Annotated in this window: 16 protein-coding genes; 3 read left to right on the top strand and 13 right to left on the bottom strand. The window is 61.3% G+C overall.

Translation table 11 applies throughout. The annotated features are described in order from the left end of the window. Window positions 1-13: 13 nt before the first annotated feature. The 10 genes from I6L47_RS15760 to I6L47_RS15715 form a co-directional block, all read right to left on the bottom strand. Window positions 14-475: a hypothetical protein gene (locus I6L47_RS15760; RefSeq protein ID WP_216947829.1), complete on the bottom strand. Its 462-nt coding sequence runs from the start codon at window positions 473-475 to the stop codon at window positions 14-16. A gap of 88 nt (window positions 476-563) precedes the next feature. Further along, a complete protein-coding gene (locus I6L47_RS15755; protein WP_019446485.1) occupies window positions 564-1784 on the bottom strand; it encodes a type II secretion system F family protein in 1221 nt (406 codons plus the stop codon). 3 nt (window positions 1785-1787) lie between these two features. Further along, complete coding sequence (gene mshE, locus I6L47_RS15750) at window positions 1788-3497, bottom strand: MSHA fimbrial ATPase MshE (protein ID WP_129504850.1); 1710 nt, start codon at window positions 3495-3497, stop codon at window positions 1788-1790. 74 nt (window positions 3498-3571) lie between these two features. Continuing rightward, window positions 3572-4666 carry a tetratricopeptide repeat protein gene (locus I6L47_RS15745; protein ID WP_216947827.1) on the bottom strand — a complete coding sequence of 365 codons (1095 nt, stop codon included), beginning with the start codon at window positions 4664-4666 and terminating at the stop codon, window positions 3572-3574. After that, a complete protein-coding gene (mshM, locus tag I6L47_RS15740; protein WP_216947826.1) occupies window positions 4663-5553 on the bottom strand; it encodes an MSHA fimbrial biogenesis protein MshM in 891 nt (296 codons plus the stop codon). Before mshM ends, I6L47_RS15745 begins: the two co-directional genes overlap by 4 nt. A 92-nt stretch (window positions 5554-5645) precedes the next feature. Next, window positions 5646-7319, bottom strand: coding sequence for a pilus (MSHA type) biogenesis protein MshL (gene mshL, locus I6L47_RS15735; protein ID WP_216947825.1), 1674 nt, complete (start codon window positions 7317-7319; stop codon window positions 5646-5648). A gap of 70 nt (window positions 7320-7389) precedes the next feature. After that, window positions 7390-7719, bottom strand: a complete 330-nt coding sequence (locus I6L47_RS15730; RefSeq protein ID WP_216947824.1) for an MSHA biogenesis protein MshK — start codon at window positions 7717-7719, stop codon at window positions 7390-7392. Continuing rightward, window positions 7712-8359, bottom strand: coding sequence for an MSHA biogenesis protein MshJ (locus I6L47_RS15725; RefSeq protein ID WP_216947823.1), 648 nt, complete (start codon window positions 8357-8359; stop codon window positions 7712-7714). The genes I6L47_RS15730 and I6L47_RS15725 overlap by 8 nt, the downstream gene beginning before the upstream one ends. Continuing rightward, window positions 8359-8952 carry a PilN domain-containing protein gene (locus I6L47_RS15720; protein WP_069555191.1) on the bottom strand — a complete coding sequence of 198 codons (594 nt, stop codon included), beginning with the start codon at window positions 8950-8952 and terminating at the stop codon, window positions 8359-8361. Before I6L47_RS15720 ends, I6L47_RS15725 begins: the two co-directional genes overlap by 1 nt. After that, the gene (locus I6L47_RS15715) at window positions 8952-9815 is read right to left on the bottom strand and encodes a hypothetical protein (RefSeq protein WP_040069497.1); all 864 of its coding nucleotides are present in this window, start codon (window positions 9813-9815) and stop codon (window positions 8952-8954) included. Before I6L47_RS15715 ends, I6L47_RS15720 begins: the two co-directional genes overlap by 1 nt. 87 nt (window positions 9816-9902) lie before the next feature. Here I6L47_RS15715 and I6L47_RS15710 point away from each other — a divergent pair, with 87 nt between their 5' ends. After that, window positions 9903-10826, top strand: a complete 924-nt coding sequence (locus I6L47_RS15710) for a 1-aminocyclopropane-1-carboxylate deaminase/D-cysteine desulfhydrase (protein WP_216947821.1) — start codon at window positions 9903-9905, stop codon at window positions 10824-10826. Window positions 10827-10902: 76 nt separating this feature from the next. On the opposite strand, the gene I6L47_RS15705 is transcribed toward I6L47_RS15710, so the two are convergent. Next, window positions 10903-12831 (bottom strand): EAL domain-containing protein, encoded by a 1929-nt coding sequence (locus I6L47_RS15705; protein WP_047434652.1) that lies wholly within the window; start codon window positions 12829-12831, stop codon window positions 10903-10905. Window positions 12832-13335: 504 nt separating this feature from the next. Between I6L47_RS15705 and I6L47_RS15700 the strand changes: the two genes are divergently transcribed. Then, a complete protein-coding gene (locus tag I6L47_RS15700) occupies window positions 13336-14862 on the top strand; it encodes an EAL domain-containing protein (protein WP_216947820.1) in 1527 nt (508 codons plus the stop codon). Between the two features lie 310 nt (window positions 14863-15172). Continuing rightward, complete coding sequence (locus tag I6L47_RS15695; RefSeq protein WP_005340008.1) at window positions 15173-16270, top strand: calcium:proton antiporter; 1098 nt, start codon at window positions 15173-15175, stop codon at window positions 16268-16270. Between the two features lie 145 nt (window positions 16271-16415). On the opposite strand, the gene hutH is transcribed toward I6L47_RS15695, so the two are convergent. Both hutH and hutU read right to left on the bottom strand, forming a co-directional pair. Further along, a complete protein-coding gene (gene hutH / locus I6L47_RS15690) occupies window positions 16416-17948 on the bottom strand; it encodes a histidine ammonia-lyase (protein ID WP_216947819.1) in 1533 nt (510 codons plus the stop codon). A 4-nt stretch (window positions 17949-17952) separates the two neighbouring features. Beyond that, entirely contained in the window at window positions 17953-19662 is a 1710-nt protein-coding gene (gene hutU / locus I6L47_RS15685; RefSeq protein WP_216947818.1) for a urocanate hydratase, read from the bottom strand. Between the last annotated feature and the right edge of the window lie 26 nt (window positions 19663-19688).

The raw sequence follows: 19688 nt of genomic DNA, 5'->3' as shown, positions 1-19688 counted from the left end.
TGATTGGTTTCATTCAAGGCTTTTTCATCACCCGCCCGTCAGAAAACTGATAAACCAGCCAATAACCATCCCACCCCATCTCGCAACCACTGCCATCAGGACGGGCCAGAACCTGCAGGGGAGGCACGCCCCCCTTCGCCTCACCCATCAGTGCCAGCCACAACTGACGGCAATTTTCCGAAGGGGATTGCAGCGGCACCAGCCCCAGAGGCCAACCCCGGGCGTCAAACTGCCACCCCTTGCCGGCAACATGCAGTGTCTGCGGACGCCGCTCATCGAGCCAAATGCCGTGCAAACGCTGTGCCCGCTCGGCAAATTGCTCCCCCAGCAGGGTGAGAGTGAGCTGCTGCGCCTCTTCCCGGTGGCCCTGATAGCTACGCACCAACGTAGCAACAATCACCATCAACAGGATGATCACGGCGATCCGCCGATATCCGGTCAGCCAGCGATCATCTTGCTGCGTCTGTCTGTTCATCCAGCCCTCGACTCCACCGATCACATGCCTCATACGGCTCTCATCATGTCCCACCACTCAGGTGTGAAGATATCCAGTTCCAGCAAGATTACTTGCCGCGAACTGCGCGCATCATGTCCCACATGGGGGTGAAGATACCCAGTGCCAGGATCAGTACCATCACCGCCACGATCCCGATCAGGATCGGCTCGATCCGAGCGGTGAGACTCTTGAGGTCATAATCCACCTCCCGCTCGTAATACTCGGCCGCTTCGTGTAGCAGGTCATCGACCTGACCGGTCTCCTCACCCACGGCGATCATCTGCATCACCAGCGGGGTGAACAGGCCGCTGCTGCTGGCGGTGCGCAGCAGGCTCTCGCCCCGCTCGATACCGGCGCGCATATCCCGCACCCGCCCCGCCATATAGGCGTTATCCACCGCATCGGCCACCAGGGTCAGCGCCGTGTTCAGCGGCACCCCGGCCTTGAGCATCATGGAAAAACTGCGGGCAAAACGGGCCAGCAGGGAGCGCTCTATGATGGTGCCGACGATCGGCAACTTGAGCTGCCAGCGGTGCCAGGTCAGCTTGCCCTTGGTGGTGGCGACCCAGCGGCGCCAGCCGAACACCATCCCCGCCAGAATGGCGAGCAGCAGCCACCAGTAGTGGACGAAAAAGTGGGAAGTCGCGAGCAGAATGCGGGTCGCCAGCGGCAACTCCACCCCGAATTTGGCGAACATGCCGGCAAACACCGGGATCACCATGATATTGAGGATCACCATGGCGATACCGATGGCGATCATCACGAAGCTGGGGTAGCGCATGGCGGTCTTGATCCGCTTGCGGGTCTCCAGCTCCAGCTCGAAATAGTTGGCGAGCTGCAAAAAGGCCTCTTCCAGCTGACCTGTGTTCTCACCCACATGGATGATGGCGACGAACAGGCTGCTGAATACCTTGGGGTGCGCCTGCATCGAGCTGGAGAGCGGGCGACCGTTGCCAAGATCTTCCCCAAGCGAATGAAGCGCCCGCTTGAGCGGCTTGCTGTGAGTGCTCTCCTCCAGCCCGGCAATGGCGCGCAGGATCGGGATCCCGGCCCGGGTCAGGGCATACATCTGGCGGCTGAAGATCACCAGCTCATCCAGCTTGACACCCCCTTCCAGCAACAGCGACCAGTCGATGGCGGCGGATTTGGCCTTGCCCGGTTTGAGCTCGGTGGGCATCACGCCGCGGCGCATCAGCTGCTCGGCGGCCGCCATCTCGTTGGCCGCTTCGACCACGCCACTGGTGGCGTTGCCCTGGCTGTCACGCCCCTTGTAGGCAAAGTTAGCCATCGCTTACCCCAGATCCTCGGCCAGTCGCAGCACCTCATCCACCGAGGTGATCCCCTGACGGGCATAATCGAGGGCAGTGAGGGCCAGCGGCCGGTAGTGTTCGTGTTGACGGGCCGCCTTGGCGAACCCTTCCGCATCGTTGCGGCGCAGGGCATCCATCATCGGCTGATCCAGCTCCAGCAGCTCGTAGACCCCGATCCGGCCGGAATAACCGGTAAAGTTGCAGCTCTGGCAACCCCGGCCCTTGTGATAGGTGTGCTGGCCGGGCACCTCGCCGGAGAGCACGGTGAGCCAGGTGGCCTGCCCTTCGTCGGGCGCCTTCTCCTCGACGCAGTGCTCACATACCCGCCGCACCAGCCGCTGAGCGACCACCGCCCGCAGGGCGCTCGCCACCAGATAGCCGGGCGCCCCCATGTCGATAAGGCGCAAGGCACTGGTCACCGCATCGTTGGTGTGCAGAGTGGTCAGCACCAGGTGACCTGTGATGGCGCCACGCAAGCCGATCTCTACCGTTTCGTTGTCACGCATCTCACCCACCAGCAGGATGTCCGGATCCTGACGCAGGGTGGAGCGCAGCACGTTGGAGAAGGTGAGGCCGATCTTGGGGTTGACCTGCACCTGATTGACGCGGGAGAGACGATACTCCACCGGATCTTCCACCGTGATGATCTTGTTGCTGGACTGGTTGAGCTCGGAGAGGGCGCCATAAAGGGTGGTGGTCTTGCCGCTACCGGTCGGGCCGGTCACCAGGATCATCCCGTGCGGCCGCTTGAGCTGGCGACGGAAACGGGTCAGGATCTCCGGCGGCATGCCGGTCTCGGTCAGCGACAGGATGCCGGAGGATTGATCCAGCAGACGCATCACCACAGACTCGCCATACTGCACCGGCATGGTGGACATCCGCACATCCACATCGCGACCGCGCACCTTCATATTGAAACGGCCATCCTGCGGCAAGCGCTTCTCGGAGATATCGAGCCCCGCCACCAGCTTGAGGCGCAGCACCAACGCCTGGGCGATGCGCACCTCGTTGAGGATGTTCTCGTGGAGGATACCGTCGATCCGCTGGCGAATCCGCAGCACCTTCTCGTCCGGTTCGATGTGGATATCCGACGCCCCCACCTGCACCGCATCCTCGAACAGGGAGCGCAGCAGCTTGGCCACCGTCGCCTCCCCCTCGTCGTTGGCCCCTAGGTTACTGGAGCCCAGCTCAAAGCCGGAGTCCTGATACTCCTCCTGCAGCTGTTCGGCGAAACTCTCGATCTCGCGGGTACGGCGATAGAGGCGGTCGAAATACTCCAGCAGCTGCCCTTCGCGCGCCACCGCCAGCACCATGATGCGCGGGCTGAGCAGGGCGGCGATGGCATCCAGTGCGCTCAGATCCGCCGGGTCCGACATGGCTACCGTCACCTTGTCGTCGGTAAGGTTGACCGCCAGCGCCCGATAGCGACGCGCCTGCACTTCGGGCAGCAGTGGCACCGCAGCGGCGTCGATGGTCAGGTTGTTGAGATCGAAGAAGGGCACATCCAGCTGGCGGGCGAGAAACTGCAACAGCTGCACCTCGCTGATAAAGCCGAGGTCGATGAGGGTGGTGCCCAGCTTGCGGCCGGTCTGACGCTGCTGCTGCAGGGCAAGCTGCAGCTGATCATCAGAGATGATCTGCTCTTGTACCAGCAGGTCGCCGAGGCGCATTTTCAGTCTGGGTTGTGCCATGTTTGCTCCGATCTCTGTTACTTCACACCCGTTGCCGTATCCGATTCCACTTCGCTAATCGAACCTACTGTTTATCAAGGGGTTAGTTGGCCAATTCGTTGTTCCAGCCAGTTGGTCGATGCCTCGCCGAGGTTGCCGTGCAGCAAGGCGTTGCGATAGGCATCGAGCGCCCGCTGGCTGTGGCCCTGACCATCCTCGGCCACACCGAGGCCAAGCCACCAGCGGCCCTGATCAGGCTGCTGACGCAGCAGCTTCACATAGAGCGCCGCCGCATCGGCATTCTGGCCCAGCTCCTGAGTCAGCCCGGCCCAGGTCGCGTAGTAGTCCATGTTGCTGGCGAGATCCGGCTGATAACCGGACAACCAGCCAAGCGCCTGCTGCTGTTGCCCCTCGCTGATGGCAAGGCGGGCCAGCAGCAGACGAAAATCGGCCTGTTGGGGATCGAGCCGGATCCCCTCTTCCAGCAGCTGACGCGCCTCGGTCAGACGGCCCTCGCCGTAGAGCAGCCCCGCCAGCTGCTCGCGCGCCCCCTGATTGTAGGGATCGTGGGCCAGCACCTGATAGTAGTTGTCCTGCGCATCCCGCAGGCTTCCCTTGGCCATGGCGGTCGTCGCCTTGCGCTCCGCCAGTGCCGCCAGCTCCTTGGCCGACAGCTCCACCGTCTCGATCTTCAATACGCTCGGTTTGCGCGGCGCGCTGGCGACTGCCTGCTGCTCTGCCGCCAGTTCGGCGTAAAGCTCGGGCTGCAGCTCTTCATCGGTCGGCTCGGACTCGTCAACATCGCTGGAGGCATCAAAGGGCGCACCGTCGGCCATGCCATCCGAGTCACTCTCGCCTGCCTCATCATTCACCTCATCCTGACTTGGCAACGGCAGCGCGGCCGCCACCTCGACCGACTCGGGCTGGCTGACTGGCGCGGCGGCCCTTGCCACAACATCGGGAGTCACCGCATCGGGGGCGATCACTTCGCTGGCAGCCGTCACGGTATGGGTCTGCTGCCAGTAGATCCAGGTTCGCCAACCAAGGATCCCCAGTGCCAGACCGCAGATCAGGGTCAGCAGCAACATCCACCATCCCTGCTGACGCGCAGGGGCAATATAGATGGCAGCACCTTCGGATCCTTGCTGGCGCCGATCCAGATCTTTCAGCATCTGGTTAATGACGCTCATGGCCAGACTCCATAAGCCAGGGCGCACCCCAGCAACAGTAACAGGGGCCACCAGCGCCGTGGCGCAAAGCGGCTGGCATCGTCGGTATCGCGAATGGCGAGCCGTACCAGACGGCTATCGACCTGACGCACACCCTGACCATAGGCCAGCATCAGGCACTTCTGCGCCAGGATATTGATCAGTCTCGGGATTCCTCGCGATGCGCGCCACAACAGACGCATGGCGCGACCTGCAAACAGCGGTGCCCCGCGGTAACCGGAGACCTGCAATCTGTGCTCCAGATAGGCGCGGGTCTCGTCAAAACGCAGCGGCCGCAGGCAGTAGGAGAAGCCAATCCGCTGGCGCAGTTGGCGCAGATGCGGCTTGGCCAGTCTGGTATCCAGCTCCGGCTGGCCGAACAGCACGATCTGCAGTAGCTTGCTCGATTCGGTCTCGAGATTGCCGAACAGGCGGATCGCCTCCAGGGTCTCGTCCGGCAGCGCTTGCGCCTCGTCGATCAGCACCACCACCCGACTGCCCTGCTGATGCAGGCTGATCAAGTGACGATGGATACGATCGGTCAGATCCAGTTCGCTCTGATCCCGTACCGCCAACCCCAGCTCCAGCGCCAGCGCGATGCGCAGCTCGGCCGGAGTGAGGTGGGGATTGGGCAACCAGGCAAGCCGCACCGGACGCGCTTCCGAACCCAGCTCGCTGAGCAGCTTGCGGCAGAGCAGGGTCTTGCCGGTACCCACCTCGCCGGTCACCTTGATAAAGCCCTCCCCCTGCGCCAGCGCCCAGTTGAGCACCTGCAGCGCCTCTTCGTGAGGCGGCAGGCCGTAGTAGAAGCCGGTATTGGGAGTGAGGCTGAACGGTGCCTCCTGCAGGCCGAAGTGGGTCAGGTACATGAGACCTCACCTGCCACGGCAAGCAAGCAGCCTGTGCTGGCAAGGCCGCACAGGCCGTTCGGGATAAGGATGACCGCATCTAGTGTCATGGGTCAGCCCTTGGCCGGATACCACTTGTCGAGCAGCTCGGAGGAGCGTTGCAGCTCGTTTTGCCAGGTATCTTTCTCCACCACGGTCGGTTTGAGCATGATCACCAGCTCCACCTTCTTGGTGCTCTCGCGGCGGTTGGTAAAGGCTTCACCCACCCAGGGAATATCCCCCAGCAGCGGCACCTTGCTGACGATCTCCTGCTTGTCGGTCTTCATCAGGCCGCCGATAACGATGATGTCACCGTTATTGGCCTGCACCACGGTATCGGATTCGCGGATCGAGCTCTTGGCGAGCGGCAGTTGCAACTTGCCACCCGAGGTACCCATGTCGATCACCTTGTTTTGCTCTTCGGTATCGATAACCGAGGGATGAATATGCAGCAGCACCTTCCCCTCTTCATCGATCTGCGGCGTTACGTCCAGTGCGATACCGGAGAAGAAGGGGGTCAGCTCCACGTTAGGTGTCTTGTCTGTGCCCGTCGAGGTAGTGGTAATAGTGGTGGACGCATTGGTGACGTAATACTCGTCCGTCCCCACCTTGATCACCGCCTTCTGGTTGTTGGTTGCGGTGACACGGGGACTGGAGAGGGTATTCACATCGCCCTGGGTCTTGAGCAGGTTGACCGCCACATTGAAGTTGCCGTCAGAGATCTTGAAACCGGCGCCGCCCCCCAGCGCACTGAAGATCTGGTTGGGGGTGCTAGGCAGCTGAGTATTGGCAAGCGACTGCCCACCGGTAATCCCCTTGTTGCCATCCCAGCTGGCAGAAAGACCGCTCCAGTCCACCCCCTGCTCATACCCTTCATTGAGAGCAACTTCGATGATCCGCGCCTCCAGCACCACCTGCCGCTTGAGGTGACTCTCGGACTGGGTCAGGAATTCACGCACCGCCTTGAGCTCTTTCGGGTAGGCGCGAATGGTGACCAGACCTGCCTGCGGGCTGGTGATCACCGCGCGACCGTCACCCGTGCCAATCAGGGTCTGCAGAGAGTCGCGCAGATCAGTCCAGTAGTCGCTGTTGGTGTCGGTTTCGATACGGGTGCCGTTGTTGTTGTCACCGCTCGAGTTGTTGCTGGTTGAGCTGTTGCTGCCGCTGTTGTTGTTCGACGCACTGTCAAAACTGCTGTCGCTGCTGTTATTGCTGTCATTGGCCGTCACCCCGCCGGTGCTGACCGAGGTGCGGGAGAGGCCACGACGGGACATCATCAGATAGTTGACCGGGATGGTTTCGGTACGCAGACCCGCCGGATAGATATGGAAGACATTGCCCTTGCGCTGCACGTCGAAGCCGTACATATCGCCCACCACAGCCAGCACCTCCGGCAGAGTCACATCCTTGAGCTCGACGGAGACCAGCCCGGCCACCCCGGGGTGCACCGCCACGCTGTAGCGGGAGCCCTTGAACAGGGAACCGAAAAACTCCACCGCCTCCACGTCGTGAGCCGCGATACGCAGCCGCTTCTCCGGCATGCCGACCGGTATCTGCGGCCGGTTCAACTGCAGCAATTCACTTTGCACCGATTTGGGCAACGCGGTCAGAGGGGCAGCCTGTTTCTGCTGTTCGTTCATGGCCTGTTTGAGGGCATCCTTGGCCTGGGTCGGCTCGGGGTGCTGATACGTGGTACAGCCTGCAGCCATCATGGCCACGGTGATCAGACAGAGACGGTGTTTTTTCATGTAATTAGGGCACCCTGACTTGCAATTAAACTCGATAAAGCCGATTCACCTCTCGAGAGGCAAGCACGACTCAAACCCGGATCTTGCTGGCAAACAGTGTTACCGCATGGCGTTTTCCCGCCTTTTCCAGCACCACGGCATCGGCATTGATGGCCACCAGCGTATAGCCGTCCACCTGTTGTCCGACCCGATAACTCTTGCCATTGAGTACCGCCAGTGCCGGGCCATTGCCCAGCACGACACTCTGCAGCTTCGGCAAACCGGCACTGCTCTCGCCAGTTGCACGGGTGCCAACCGCCACATCCGCCAGTGGCGCGGTTGGATCCTGCAATACCTCGACCTGCTCCGCCTGTACCAGCAAGCTGAACAGGCAACAGCACAACGCAAACACTCTAGCCACGGATAAACTCCTTGCTGGTACTCAGGGTGTAGATCTCCATCTCCACCACCGCGCCGGGATAGGCTTTGACCTGATAGTCGAACTGCTTCCAGTAGAAGTGGCGCGGCAAGGCTTCCAGCGCTTTAAGATATTGATACACATCGAAATAGCCGCCTTCAAGCTGAAGCCGGATACCATGCTTGTAGAGATTGACCTTCTGCTCCCCCGCCATCAGCGGGGTCGGCTCCAGCGAACTGAGCGCCAGCATGTGAAGGTTGGCGGAACGGGAGAGCAGCGCCTCCAGCACCAGCGGCATCTCGTGCGCCGGGATCAGATCGACGGTCTGTGCCTTCAGCTCATCGTCGATCCGGGCCAGATCCGCCTCGACCTGCGCCAGCTGGTCACGAACTCCCTGATTGGGATCCCGCTTGAGCCGGGCCTGCTTGCCGAGGTTTTCCAGCTCCATGATCTCGAGGTCGCGCTCGGCGGCGCTCAGGGCCATGCGATCCTGTTGCAGACGGGTATCTGCACCATCGATCCAGCCGTAAATGCCAGCCGCGCCCAGCAGTACCAGACCAGTCAGCAGGATCAACACCCGCTCCCGCTGGCTCAACAGGGCGATACGCTGGCCCCATGCCTGCCACTGTGCTTTCAGGTTCATCAGGGTTTCTCCCGCGCAATGCCGCTCAACTGGAAGGTCAGACGGCCCTCCTTGTCACGGCCAAGGGTCAGTTCACCAAACTCCTTGCCCACCAGACTCGGGGTCTGCTTGAAGCGGTTGACCCAGGCCGGCACATCCTGACTGCGTCCGGCAAAGCCGGAGAGGTTGATCCGCCCTTCGTTGATCTCGATGCGCTGCAACGAGAGGTTGCTGTTGCGAATGCGGGAGAGATCCGCCATCACGCTGGCATAGCCCTGGGATTTTTGCAGGGTCAGGCTGCCCAATTGGCGCATCAGCCCCTGCTTGGCCGTCAGCTCATCCTGCGTGTTGACCAGTTGCTGTTGCAGCCGGGGATCCGCCTGATGGCGCGCCAACTCGGCATCGAGCCGCTGCGCCTCGCTGCGCTTGAGTTCCAGCTCGGCAGAGCGCTGCGCCAGCGCCCGGCTGACCTGCTGCTGTTGCCAGCTGTAACCAACCCCCGTCAACAGGATCAGCAGCAGCGCAAAGCCCCATACCAGCGCCATCTGATTGAGGCTGGCCCACTGCCGCTTGGGGCGAAACTCGGCGCCATAGAGGTTTATCTGACGTTTCATCACGCATCCTCCCCGATGGCGGCTGCGTAGGCCGAGAGGTATTCGACGCCAGCCAGGATCGCCTTGTTGGCCATGGCGGAGACGGCAAAGCCGAAGGTCTGCTCCATGTGGCGCACTAGGGTACCGATAAAGGGCGAGGCGACGGCAAACTGCATCTGCCCCAGCTCGGGCAATTTCAGCTGGCCCGCCAGATAGTCGAGGGAGCGCTGGATCTCCAGCGCCAGTGAATCGAGCAGCATGCTATCCGGCTCATGCTCGCCAGTCAGGCTGGTAAAACCGCGCAGCTGGCGGGAGAAGCAGAGCCCGCCCTGATGGAAGACCAGCAGTTGCAGATCCTGCCCCTTGGGCTGCCACAGCAGCATGCGCACCGTGTCATCCGCGTCATAGAGAGAGGTCAGCGCCAATTCGTCGCTGATGATGGATTGCAGGGTCGCGATGCCGTTGATGGCATCGGCCAGCTGTTGCACCCGGCTCTTGGGCAGGCAGATCACATTGATGCGCGGGCGACCGGCAGGCGGGGTGGGCAAGTCCACATAATCCATCGCCAGTTGCAGCACGGGTTCGCTGACATAGTCCTTGATGGCCCAGGGGAGCGCCCCCGCCATCTCGGCGTCAGGCACGGCAGGCTTGTCGATCTGGATCTGTTGATAAAGGCTGGCGGCGAGGGCCACCCGCACCGTAGACTTGGCCAGCCCATGACGGCTGAACAGCTCGTTCATGGCCACTGCCCACTCCTGTGGGCCGTTGATGGTGCGCGTCGCGAAGACGGGGGGATTGCCCACCGCAGCCAGCATGATCCTGTCATTGGCCAGCAAGAGCCCGACTTGGCGGCTTGGCGTCGACCGTCTGAACAGTTGTTTCATGTAAGCCCGCCCATCAATAGTGATTAAATGTATGAAATATTAACATAAACAGCAGATTAGCCTCCAGATTAAAAGACGGACTCACCATTGCAAGCCAGCCTTTCCGCCGAGTCAGAGGGTCAAGCCATCCTCCCTTCCCCCTTGCAACGCCTCCACCATCCGTTGCTGACCCGCTATGGTGTCGAGCTGTGGTGCAAGCGGGATGATCTGATCCATCCGGCCATCTCCGGCAACAAGTGGCGCAAGCTCAAGTACCACCTGCTGCATGCAAAAGAGCACGACAAACAGCATCTGCTCTCGTTTGGCGGCGCCTACTCCAATCATATCCACGCGCTGGCGGCAGCGGGGTGCCAATCTGGTCTTCGTACTACCGGTATCATACGGGGCGAATATGACGCCGTCAGTAACTCTACCCTGCGGGATGCCCGGCACTGGGGCATGGATCTCGTTTTTGTCGACCGCCAGAGTTACCGGCGACGGCAGGATCCCGACTGGCTGGCCCAATTCGATGCACCCGATACCCTGATCGTGCCGGAAGGGGGGAGCAGCCCGCTGGCCATCCCCGGGGTGGCGGAACTGGTCGGCGAGGTGCCCTTCTCGCCGGATCTCTGGGTACTGCCCTGCGCCAGCGGCGGCACTCTGGCGGGCCTGATCGCCGGCAAACGGGATCGGGAGCAGATCCTCGCCATTGCGGTACTGAAAGGTGGCGGCTTTATCGCTGACGAGGTGTGTCGCCTCCATCCCGCGGCTGCCAATATCCCCGGCTGGCGCATCGCGCTCGATCACCACGATGGTGGCTATGCCAAGTTCAGCCCGGACCTCTGGCAGTGGGTGCAGAATTTCAGCGCCACGACCGATCTGCCCCTTGAGCCTATCTACAGCGGCAAGGCGATGTGGGGTCTGTTTCGCGAACTGGCGGCGGGCCGTATCGCCCCCGGCAGCAAAATCGTCTTTATCCACACTGGCGGCATGCAAGGGCTCGCCGGTCTGCGGGAGCAGGGGCGACTGTGAGCCCCGCCTGACGGCAACCGCAAACAGCATCGCAAACAACAGAGGGTCGCCCCAAGGCGACCCTCTGTTGTTTATCTCAATCACCAGCCGGTTCCAGCACCAGCCGCTGGGGCTCGGCAAACCAGGGGCCCTGCCCGGCATGCACCCCGAGGTGGCGCAGCATCTTCCACTCGTCGCCACTCTCCACCCCCACTGCCAGCACCCGGGTACGGGTATTGGCGCAGCCGCCTACCAGACTGCGTACCGCCATCTGGTTGACCTGACGGGCATGGATCTCCCGCACCAGACTGGGGTGCAGCTTGAGGAAGTTGATCTCGAACTCCTTGATGTACTGGGTGCTCACCACATCCTGACCGGCATGATCGATGGCCAGCTGGCAGCCCAGCATCCGCAGGGAGCGCAGCGGCCGCTTGAGCGCCTCGAAGTGGCGGGTCACCTGGGATTCCGAGAGTTGCAGGATCAACCGCTCGTTGGTGCTACGCGGCAGCTGGAACAGGGCGAAGAAGAGCCAGCGCTGGAACTCGCGGTTTAGCAGGCTCTGGGCACTGAGGGTCAGGCTGATGGGGCAGCTCTGCTCGGAGCGCTGGCGCAGCAGGGCGAGAGTGCGCTCCGCCACCAACCGATCCAGTTGCAGCAACAAGCCCACCTTCTCCGCCATCGGCATGAAAATACCCGCCTGCAGGGCACGCCCCTGCTCGTCGTGCAGATAGGTGAGCAACTCCTGCTGCAGCACCACCTGCCCCCGATCCTGCTGGATCGGCTGGGTGTAAAATTCGATGCCGTGCTCTTCGAGACGGCGGCTGATCAGGGTGCGCCAGCGTACCGTGCCCTTGCTGCTCTGCTCTTCATCCAGCTGCTTCTCGTAGAGGAACCAGCCGTTGTGCCCCTGCAGACGAGCGCTCTTGAGGGCAAGCTCAGCCTCCTCCTGCACCTTGAGCAGGCTGTCTTGTGCCTGATAACAGACGGCGCCGAGATAGACCGCCGTCTCGGGGTTGACCTCCTGCGGCCAATGCAGCCGTTGCAGGCTCTTGAGCAGCTGGCTGGCGCTATCCACCATCTCGCTCTCGGACATATTGGGCAGCAACACCGCAAAAACCTGACCGGCGTAGCGGGCCTGCAGGGCGCCGTTATGCTTGCGCACGAAGGCACCTATGGTGGCGCTCGCCTCCATCATCAAATCGTGCCCCAGCAACTCGAACTGATCGGCCTCCAGCTCCTCCAGACAGGCGAGATCGATCAGCAGCACGCCGCCGCTCATCACGCTCGCCTCCATGATGGCGCTCTCCAGCCGGTTGTCGAAAAACAGCCGGTTGCCGATGCCGGTCATCTTGTCGACGAAGGCGTTGCTTCGAATGAAGTTGTCGAAGCGGCTGCGCTCCTTGCGGGCATCCGCCAGCTCGGCGAGCAGATGATCGAGGGCCTGACTGGCGGCCACCGGCCACTCTTCGGCGGGGTCATGACTCAGTTTGGAGAGTTTGTCATCGAGGATCAGCTGGGCACGAATGCCCAGCAGCTCGGCCCCGCGCAGCTGCTGGCGCAGCCAGCGGATGGAGTACCAGAGACCGAACACCACGATAAAGATGCCCAGCGAGATGCCGGACATTGCCTTGATGGAGTATTCCGCCTCCTTGAAGGGGCGCTCCAGTTTGAAGTTGGCCTGCATGCCGGCCTGATGGGGCAGCGGGTGGCTGTATGGCACCAGCAGCTGTTCGTCGACCGGATTGCGCACATCGCGGAACCAGTAGACCCGCTGGTTATTCTGGCGTACCTCCAGCTCCACCACATGGGCAGCCCGCAGCAGGGTAGGCAGCCAGTGGCTCATATCTTCCATGTCGTGAGCAACATCGAGCTGCTTGTCGATCACTTCGACCAGCGCATCGACCTTCTTTTGCTGCAACTCCATGCCCAGCTCGCGAAAGCTGAACACCCCGCCAATCAGCACGGTCGCCATGGCTGCGATCACGCAAAGGGTGATAAATGAGACAAGCTGTGTAGTGAGTTTCATGCGCCTTTCCGTATGCCCAGCATCATCCATGTCGCCTCATGGTAGCAGCGGCGATCGGGCCACAGCTATGGATGAAGATCCCGCTTCTGCAATTTAAGCGGGCAAGCATAACCCAAAGCAGAGGGAGAATACCAAGGATGACGGGCTACAGATGCGGGACAGGGCGGGATGACAGACAGAAAAATGGTCCCTCAAAGGGGACCAAAAGGAACACTCATATCAAAACTAACACTCTGTGCTACTGACAAAAAACAGATACAGGAGTATTGAACACACGGTGAGTCAAACCGCAGGGCTACTCTAATGCAGTTCGGATAAGCTGAGCAATTGTCATTTATGACAGGTCAGCGATTGAATCTAGCCAAAGTTAATAATAAACACATTTAAAATCATGCAGTTAAAAAATCAATCAACAAGTGTGACAACTCGGACTCAAATTGATTGCACTAATGCTCTATGATGGCAAAGTCCATTTGTGTCTCATGAAACTGGCAGGTACTTCCTTTGCGTAAATCACCCGTCTGGATCGCTCTGTTGCTGTTCGTCCTGCCTGTCGTGGGCAGCCAGTTTCTCGGCCTGTGGTTTGCCAAGCCGATGGCCTTTCATCTGCTGGAAGAGAAGGTTGCCGAACTCAAGGGAGCCATGGCCGTACGCCACCGGGAGCTGGATGCTGCCATCAACAAACAACTGGCACAATTTGAGTTCAACTGCGGCGCCAAAGACATGGAGCTGCTGCGCGATCCGCGCTTCTACAGCGCTCATATCCGCCTGCAAGGGCTGGAGCTCGCCTCCGGTAACAGCTGCTCCAGCCTGGGGGTGGAGATCCCGCTGATCAAAGAGCTCCAGAACAGCGGGCAGAAGTTTGGCAAGTTGGGGATCACCGCCACCGTGGCCAAATACAATACCGAGCAGGAGCTGATGGCCTTTTACCGATCCGGTGACAACCTCGCCTACTGGGTGCTGGATAACAGCTGGAGCCACGACCTGCTGCAACACCCCTGCAGCCACTGCTTCTATCTGGAGTTCAGCCGACAGGATGCCGATGCAAGCACAGTCCACTTCCCCCGTGGTGACAAGGAGATCAAACAGGAAGAGAGCAATATCAGCCTCAGTTTCTTCGATCCCAATGAACTCACCAAACAGACGGTCTGGGCGGGAAAAGCGCTGGAGCAATATGCCCATGACCAACTCAATCACTACGGTCTCTGGTTCGGTATCGCGCTCGGTGCCCTGTTAAGCGTCACATACTGGCTGCTGCGCAGCTATCGGCGCTCCCTCAAGGGACTGCTGCAAACAGGATTGATCCGCAAGGAATTTATTCCCCTCTACCAGCCGATAGTGGATGCCCGTACCCACCAAGTGGTGGGATTCGAGGCGCTGCTGCGCTGGCAGCGTGGAAACGAGCTGATCCCTCCGGGCACCTTTATCGAATATGCAGAGGAGCAGGGGCTGATCCTGCCGATGACCGAACAGTTGCTGGAGCAGGTGATCACCGACCTGCCGCAGCTGGCGCCAGAGCAGTGGGTCAGCGTCAATCTGGTGGCGGCCCATATCGAGCAGCCCCTGCTGCGCACCCTGCTCGCTCACAGCCAAAACCCCTCACCCGCACGGCTCACCTTCGAGCTGACGGAGCGCAAGCCGATCCTCGACATCAAGGCGGCCACCGAGGAGATCACCCTGCTGCAACAGATGGGGTATCACTTCAAGCTGGATGATTTCGGTACCGGCTACGGCGGCTTTGCCTACCTGCAGAGCCTGGGGATCCGCCAGATCAAGATCGACAAGATGTTCGTCGATACCATAGGCACCAACGACCTCAAGCGCAGCGTGCTGGATGCCATCATCGTCTTCGGTCGGGAATCGGGCATGGAGATGATCGCCGAAGGGGTCGAGAGCCAGCTGCAGGTCGACTATCTGAGCCAGCACGGCGTCTATCTGATCCAGGGCTACTTCTTCGGCAAGCCCATGCCGCTGAAGATACTGACCCACTGGCAACGGGAGTGGCAGTTGCAACACCAGAAGGCCAGCTAACACAGAGATGGCAGGATTTGGCCGTGAAACGGTTTGGCCAGCGGCTCGACATCATCAGGTTGATGCTGGCGGTAGCGCCGTAACCCAGCCCGGCCATCAGGCGGGTAAATCCCCCAGCAGACCCGGGCCCGGCTCCATGGTGAAATCAAACCGTCTCCTGCCACCCCTTATTTACATTCAGCAACAAAATGATCTGCCCTGACGCGGATAACAACCTTTATCATAAGGAGCCGGTTATTGCGCAACCGATAACCGAGCAGCCTGTTTATGTCATCCGGTCGTCAAGACCCCCAATAGAGAACCATTGCCTATGAAGACAGTTATCCGGCAAGAGATTGCCCTGCCCGTTGGCCTGCTGACCCTGCTCTTTTTCAAGACCCTGGGCAGTGACCTGCTGACAGAGACAACTCCGCTCGGGATCTATCTTCCGGTTTCAGCGGCACTACTGGCCATCGTCACCTGGGCCATCTTCTCGGTGGTGCGCCACTCCGATGCCCTCGCCATCAAGCTGGGCGAGCCCTTCGGCACCCTGATCCTCACCCTCTCGGTCATCTCGCTGGAGGTGGTGATGATCTCCTCGGTGATGCTGACCGGCGAGCCCAACCCCACCATGGCCCGCGATACCATGTTTGCGGTAGTGATGCTGGTGAGTACCGGTCTGGTGGGCTTCACCCTGCTGTTTGGCGGCTGGCGCTACCACACCCAGAGCTTCAATCTGGACGGAGTGAAATCTTATCTGGTGGCCATCATCCCGCTGGCCCTGCTCTGTCTGGTGCTGCCCAACTTCACCGAGGGCGGTGCAATCGGCAGTATGTCGCGCGCCATGTCGTGGATGCTGATCATCATCTCGATCTTGCTCTACGGGGTCTTTCTGCTGATCCAGACCCGCAGCCACAGCCACTTCTTCGTCGACAGCGATCACGAGGATTATGAGGAGCACCACGGCCCGCTGCAGAGCAACGTCTATCACACCATCCTGCTGCTCGCCTACCTGCTGGTGGTGATCCTGCTGGCCAAGACCCTGGCCATCCCCATCAACTACGGGGTGCATGTCATGGACGCGCCCGCCGCACTGGGCGGCTTTATCGTCGCCTGCATCGTGCTGGCTCCCGAAGCAGTCGGCGCCATCAAGGCCGCCTTCAACAACCAGCTGCAGCGGGCAATGAACCTCTACTTCGGCTCGGTGCTGGCCACCATCGCTCTCACCGTGCCTGCGGTGCTCTTTATCGGCTCCATGCTGGATCAGGAGGTGCGCCTCGGCCTCTCCCCAGCCGATATGGTGCTGCTGGTCACGACCTTGATGGTCTGTAAAGTGACCTTCAGCAGCGGCCGCACCAATGTGCTCCATGGTGCGACCCATCTGGTGTTGTTTGTGGTCTATCTGTTCCTGATGTTCGAACACGAATAACCGCTTTCAACCAACGTCAGAAACGCCAAGACCGCCCGATTGGGCGGTCTTTTGTTATCTGCTCCCGGCTGTCACCGGCGCCTGTGAAGCGGCTTTCCCCTCATCCCCAACCCTTCTCCCGCCAGGGGAGAAGGGTGATCAAGGCTTACAGGCTGGGCAGCACCCCGGCCGGGATCAGGTCGTTGTAGCTGGCACGTCCCAACAGGGCGGCGGCAGCTTCGATATCCGGCGCGAAGTACCTGTCCTTGTCGTAGAAGCTCACCTCTGCCCGCAGTCGTCCCTTGGCCAGCTCGATCAGCTCGGTACTGCGCAGCGGCGCGCGGAAATCGAGCCCCTGCGCCGCCGCCAGCAGTTCGACTGCCAGAATGCCACGGGTATTTTCCGCCATATCCGCCAGCCGGCGGCCGGCGAAGGTTGCCATGGAGACGTGATCCTCCTGATTGGCCGATGTAGGCAGACTATCCACCGAGGCGGGATGAGCCAGGGTCTTGTTCTCGGAGGCGAGCGCAGCCGAGGTGACCTGAGCGATCATAAAGCCGGAGTTGACCCCGCCATTATTGACCAAAAACGCCGGCAGACCGGACATCCGAGAGTCAATCAGCAGCGCCATGCGCCGCTCGGAGAGGGAACCTATCTCGGCGATGGCCAGCGCCAGATTGTCGGCGGCGAAGGCCACCGGTTCTGCGTGGAAGTTGCCACCGGAGAGGATCTCCTCGTCATCGGCAAACACCAGCGGATTGTCGGAGACCGCGTTGGCCTCGCTCGCCAATACCTCGGCAGCGTGGCGGATCTGGGTCAGGCAGGCGCCCATCACTTGCGGCTGGCAGCGCAATGAGTAGGGATCCTGCACCTTCTCGCAGTTGTGATGGGACATGCCGATCTCGCTGCCATCCACCAGCAGGTGGCGATAGCAGGCGGCCGCGTCGATCTGGCCACGCTGACCACGCACCACGTGGATGCGTGCATCGAACGGCCGGCGGCTGCCAAGGGCAGCCTCCACGCTCATGGCGCCTATGGTGATGGCACCGGCGAACAGATCCTCGGCGTGGAACAGCCCTTCCAGCGCGAAGGCGGTGCTGGCCTGGGTGCCGTTAAGCAGCGCCAATCCTTCTTTGGGTGCCAGCGCGATAGGCTCGAGCCCGGCAATTTTCAGCGCAGTAGCGGCGTCGATCAGCTCGCCCTTGTGGCGGGCCTTGCCTTCACCGATCAGCAGGCAGCTCATATGAGCCAGCGGCGCCAGATCGCCGGAGGCACCGACGGATCCCTTCTTCGGGACTACCGGATAGACTTCGGCGTTGATAAGGGTCATCAAGGCCTCAAGCACCGTCAGCCGGATGCCGGAGAAGCCGCGCGCCAGCGAGTTGAGCTTGAGCACCATCATCAGCCGCACGGTAGCGTCATCCATGTACTCGCCAATCCCTGCCGCATGGGAAAGCACGATGGAGCGCTGCAGCTCGTCCAGCTGCTCCACCGGAATGCGGGTGTTGGCCAGCAGGCCAAAACCGGTGTTGATGCCATACACCACCCGGTTCTGTTCGATCACCTTGGTAACCACGGCGGCGGAGGCGTGGATCCCCGGCAGCGCGGCCGGATCCAGTGAAACATGTACCGGCTCGCGGCTGACGCGGCGCAGGGTGGCAAGATCCAGCTCGCCCGGAGTAATAGTCAATTCAAACATGGTGTTACACCTTTCCTTTGACACCGTTGGCGCCGTCAATCATCGGCAGATCCAGTTTCGCCTCATGGGCACAGTTGATGGCAATCTCGTAGCCGGCATCCGCGTGGCGCATCACCCCGGTGGCCGGATCGTTGCGCAGCACCCGACCGACGCGGCGGGCAGCGTCATCGGAGCCGTCACAGACGATCACCACGCCGGAGTGCTGGGAGAAGCCCATGCCGACCCCGCCGCCGTGATGCAGCGAAACCCAGGTCGCGCCGCCAGCGGTGTTGAGCAGAGCGTTGAGCAGCGGCCAGTCGGAGACGGCATCGGAGCCATCCATCATCGACTCGGTCTCGCGGTTCGGGCTCGCCACCGAGCCAGAATCCAGATGGTCGCGGCCAATGACGATGGGGGCTTTCAGCTCGCCGTTTTTCACCATCTCGTTGAAGGCCAGACCGAGGCGTACCCGATCCTTGACCCCGACCCAGCAGATCCGCGCCGGCAGCCCCTGAAACGCGATGCGCTCGCGGGCCATGTCGAGCCAGTTATGCAGGTGAGGATCGTCGGGGATCAGCTCTTTCACCTTCTGATCTGTCTTGTAGATATCTTCCGGATCGCCGGAGAGGGCCACCCAGCGGAACGGCCCAATCCCCTCGCAGAACAGCGGGCGGATATAGGCGGGGACGAAGCCGGGGAAGTCGAAGGCATTTTTCACCCCCTCCTCAAGCGCCATCTGACGGATGTTGTTGCCGTAATCCAGAGTCGCCGCACCGCGCTCTTGCAGGGTCAGCATCGCCTCCACCTGACGGGCCATGGAGCGACGGGCGGCCACTTTGACCTCGTCAGGTGCGCTCTTTTGCAGCTCGCGCCACTGGGCCACGCTCCAACCCTGTGGCAGGTAGCCGTGCACTGGGTCGTGGGCGGAGGTCTGGTCGGTTACCACGTCAGGCGTGATGCCGCGGGCCACCAGCTCGGCGAAGACGTCGGCGGCGTTGCCGAGCAGACCGACGGAGATGGCGGTGCCGCTCTGTTTGGCCTCTTCGATCATGGCCAGCGCCTCATCCAGGCTGTGGGCCTTCTTGTCCACATAGCGGGTGCGCAGGCGAAAATCGATGCGGGTCTCGTCGCACTCCACGGCGATCATCGAGAAGCCGGCCATGGTCGCAGCCAGCGGCTGGGCACCGCCCATGCCGCCGAGACCACCGGTGAGGATCCAGCGCCCCTTGGGTTCGCCGTTGAAGTGCTGATTGGCCACCGCGAAGAAGGTCTCGTAAGTGCCCTGCACGATCCCCTGAGTACCGATGTAGATCCACGAACCCGCAGTCATCTGGCCGTACATCATCAGGCCCTTCTTATCGAGCTCGTTGAAGTGCTCCCAGTTGGCCCAGTGGGGGACCAGGTTGGAGTTGGCAATCAGCACCCGCGGTGCATCCTTGTGGGTCTGGAACACCCCGACCGGCTTGCCGGATTGCACCAGCAGGGTCTGATCCTCCTCGAGCCGGGTCAGCACCTCGACGATCTTGTCGAAGCAGGCCCAGTTGCGGGCAGCGCGACCGATGCCGCCATAGACCACCAGCGACTGGGGATGCTCGGCCACCTCGGGATCCAGGTTGTTCATCAGCATCCGCAGCGGCGCCTCGGTGAGCCAGCTCTTGGCGGTCAGTTCAGTGCCGCGCGGGGCACGGATCACGCTGTTCGGATCATGACGGGGATCCTGCTGTTGCACAGACATACACACTCCTTGTTGTATCAATAGGG

The organism is Aeromonas sp. FDAARGOS 1417 (assembly GCF_019046985.1).
Classification (GTDB): domain Bacteria; phylum Pseudomonadota; class Gammaproteobacteria; order Enterobacterales; family Aeromonadaceae; genus Aeromonas; species Aeromonas veronii.
This window is presented reverse-complemented; position numbering and strand designations above follow the sequence as displayed.

What these genes read in the sequence shown, in the direction of transcription:
- I6L47_RS15720 (WP_069555191.1), bottom strand. Translation starts at nt 8,952, where the DNA reads ATGAAACGTCAGATAAACCTCTATGGCGCCGAGTTTCGCCCCAAGCGG.
- I6L47_RS15760 (WP_216947829.1), bottom strand. Translation starts at nt 475, where the DNA reads ATGAACAGACAGACGCAGCAAGATGATCGCTGGCTGACCGGATATCGG.
- I6L47_RS15715 (WP_040069497.1), bottom strand. Translation starts at nt 9,815, where the DNA reads ATGAAACAACTGTTCAGACGGTCGACGCCAAGCCGCCAAGTCGGGCTC.
- mshM (WP_216947826.1), bottom strand. Translation starts at nt 5,553, where the DNA reads ATGTACCTGACCCACTTCGGCCTGCAGGAGGCACCGTTCAGCCTCACT.
- mshL (WP_216947825.1), bottom strand. Translation starts at nt 7,319, where the DNA reads ATGAAAAAACACCGTCTCTGTCTGATCACCGTGGCCATGATGGCTGCA.
- I6L47_RS15745 (WP_216947827.1), bottom strand. Translation starts at nt 4,666, where the DNA reads ATGAGCGTCATTAACCAGATGCTGAAAGATCTGGATCGGCGCCAGCAA.
- I6L47_RS15755 (WP_019446485.1), bottom strand. Translation starts at nt 1,784, where the DNA reads ATGGCTAACTTTGCCTACAAGGGGCGTGACAGCCAGGGCAACGCCACC.
- mshE (WP_129504850.1), bottom strand. Translation starts at nt 3,497, where the DNA reads ATGGCACAACCCAGACTGAAAATGCGCCTCGGCGACCTGCTGGTACAA.
- hutU (WP_216947818.1), bottom strand. Translation starts at nt 19,662, where the DNA reads ATGTCTGTGCAACAGCAGGATCCCCGTCATGATCCGAACAGCGTGATC.
- I6L47_RS15705 (WP_047434652.1), bottom strand. Translation starts at nt 12,831, where the DNA reads ATGAAACTCACTACACAGCTTGTCTCATTTATCACCCTTTGCGTGATC.
- hutH (WP_216947819.1), bottom strand. Translation starts at nt 17,948, where the DNA reads ATGTTTGAATTGACTATTACTCCGGGCGAGCTGGATCTTGCCACCCTG.
- I6L47_RS15695 (WP_005340008.1), top strand. Translation starts at nt 15,173, where the DNA reads ATGAAGACAGTTATCCGGCAAGAGATTGCCCTGCCCGTTGGCCTGCTG.
- I6L47_RS15725 (WP_216947823.1), bottom strand. Translation starts at nt 8,359, where the DNA reads ATGAACCTGAAAGCACAGTGGCAGGCATGGGGCCAGCGTATCGCCCTG.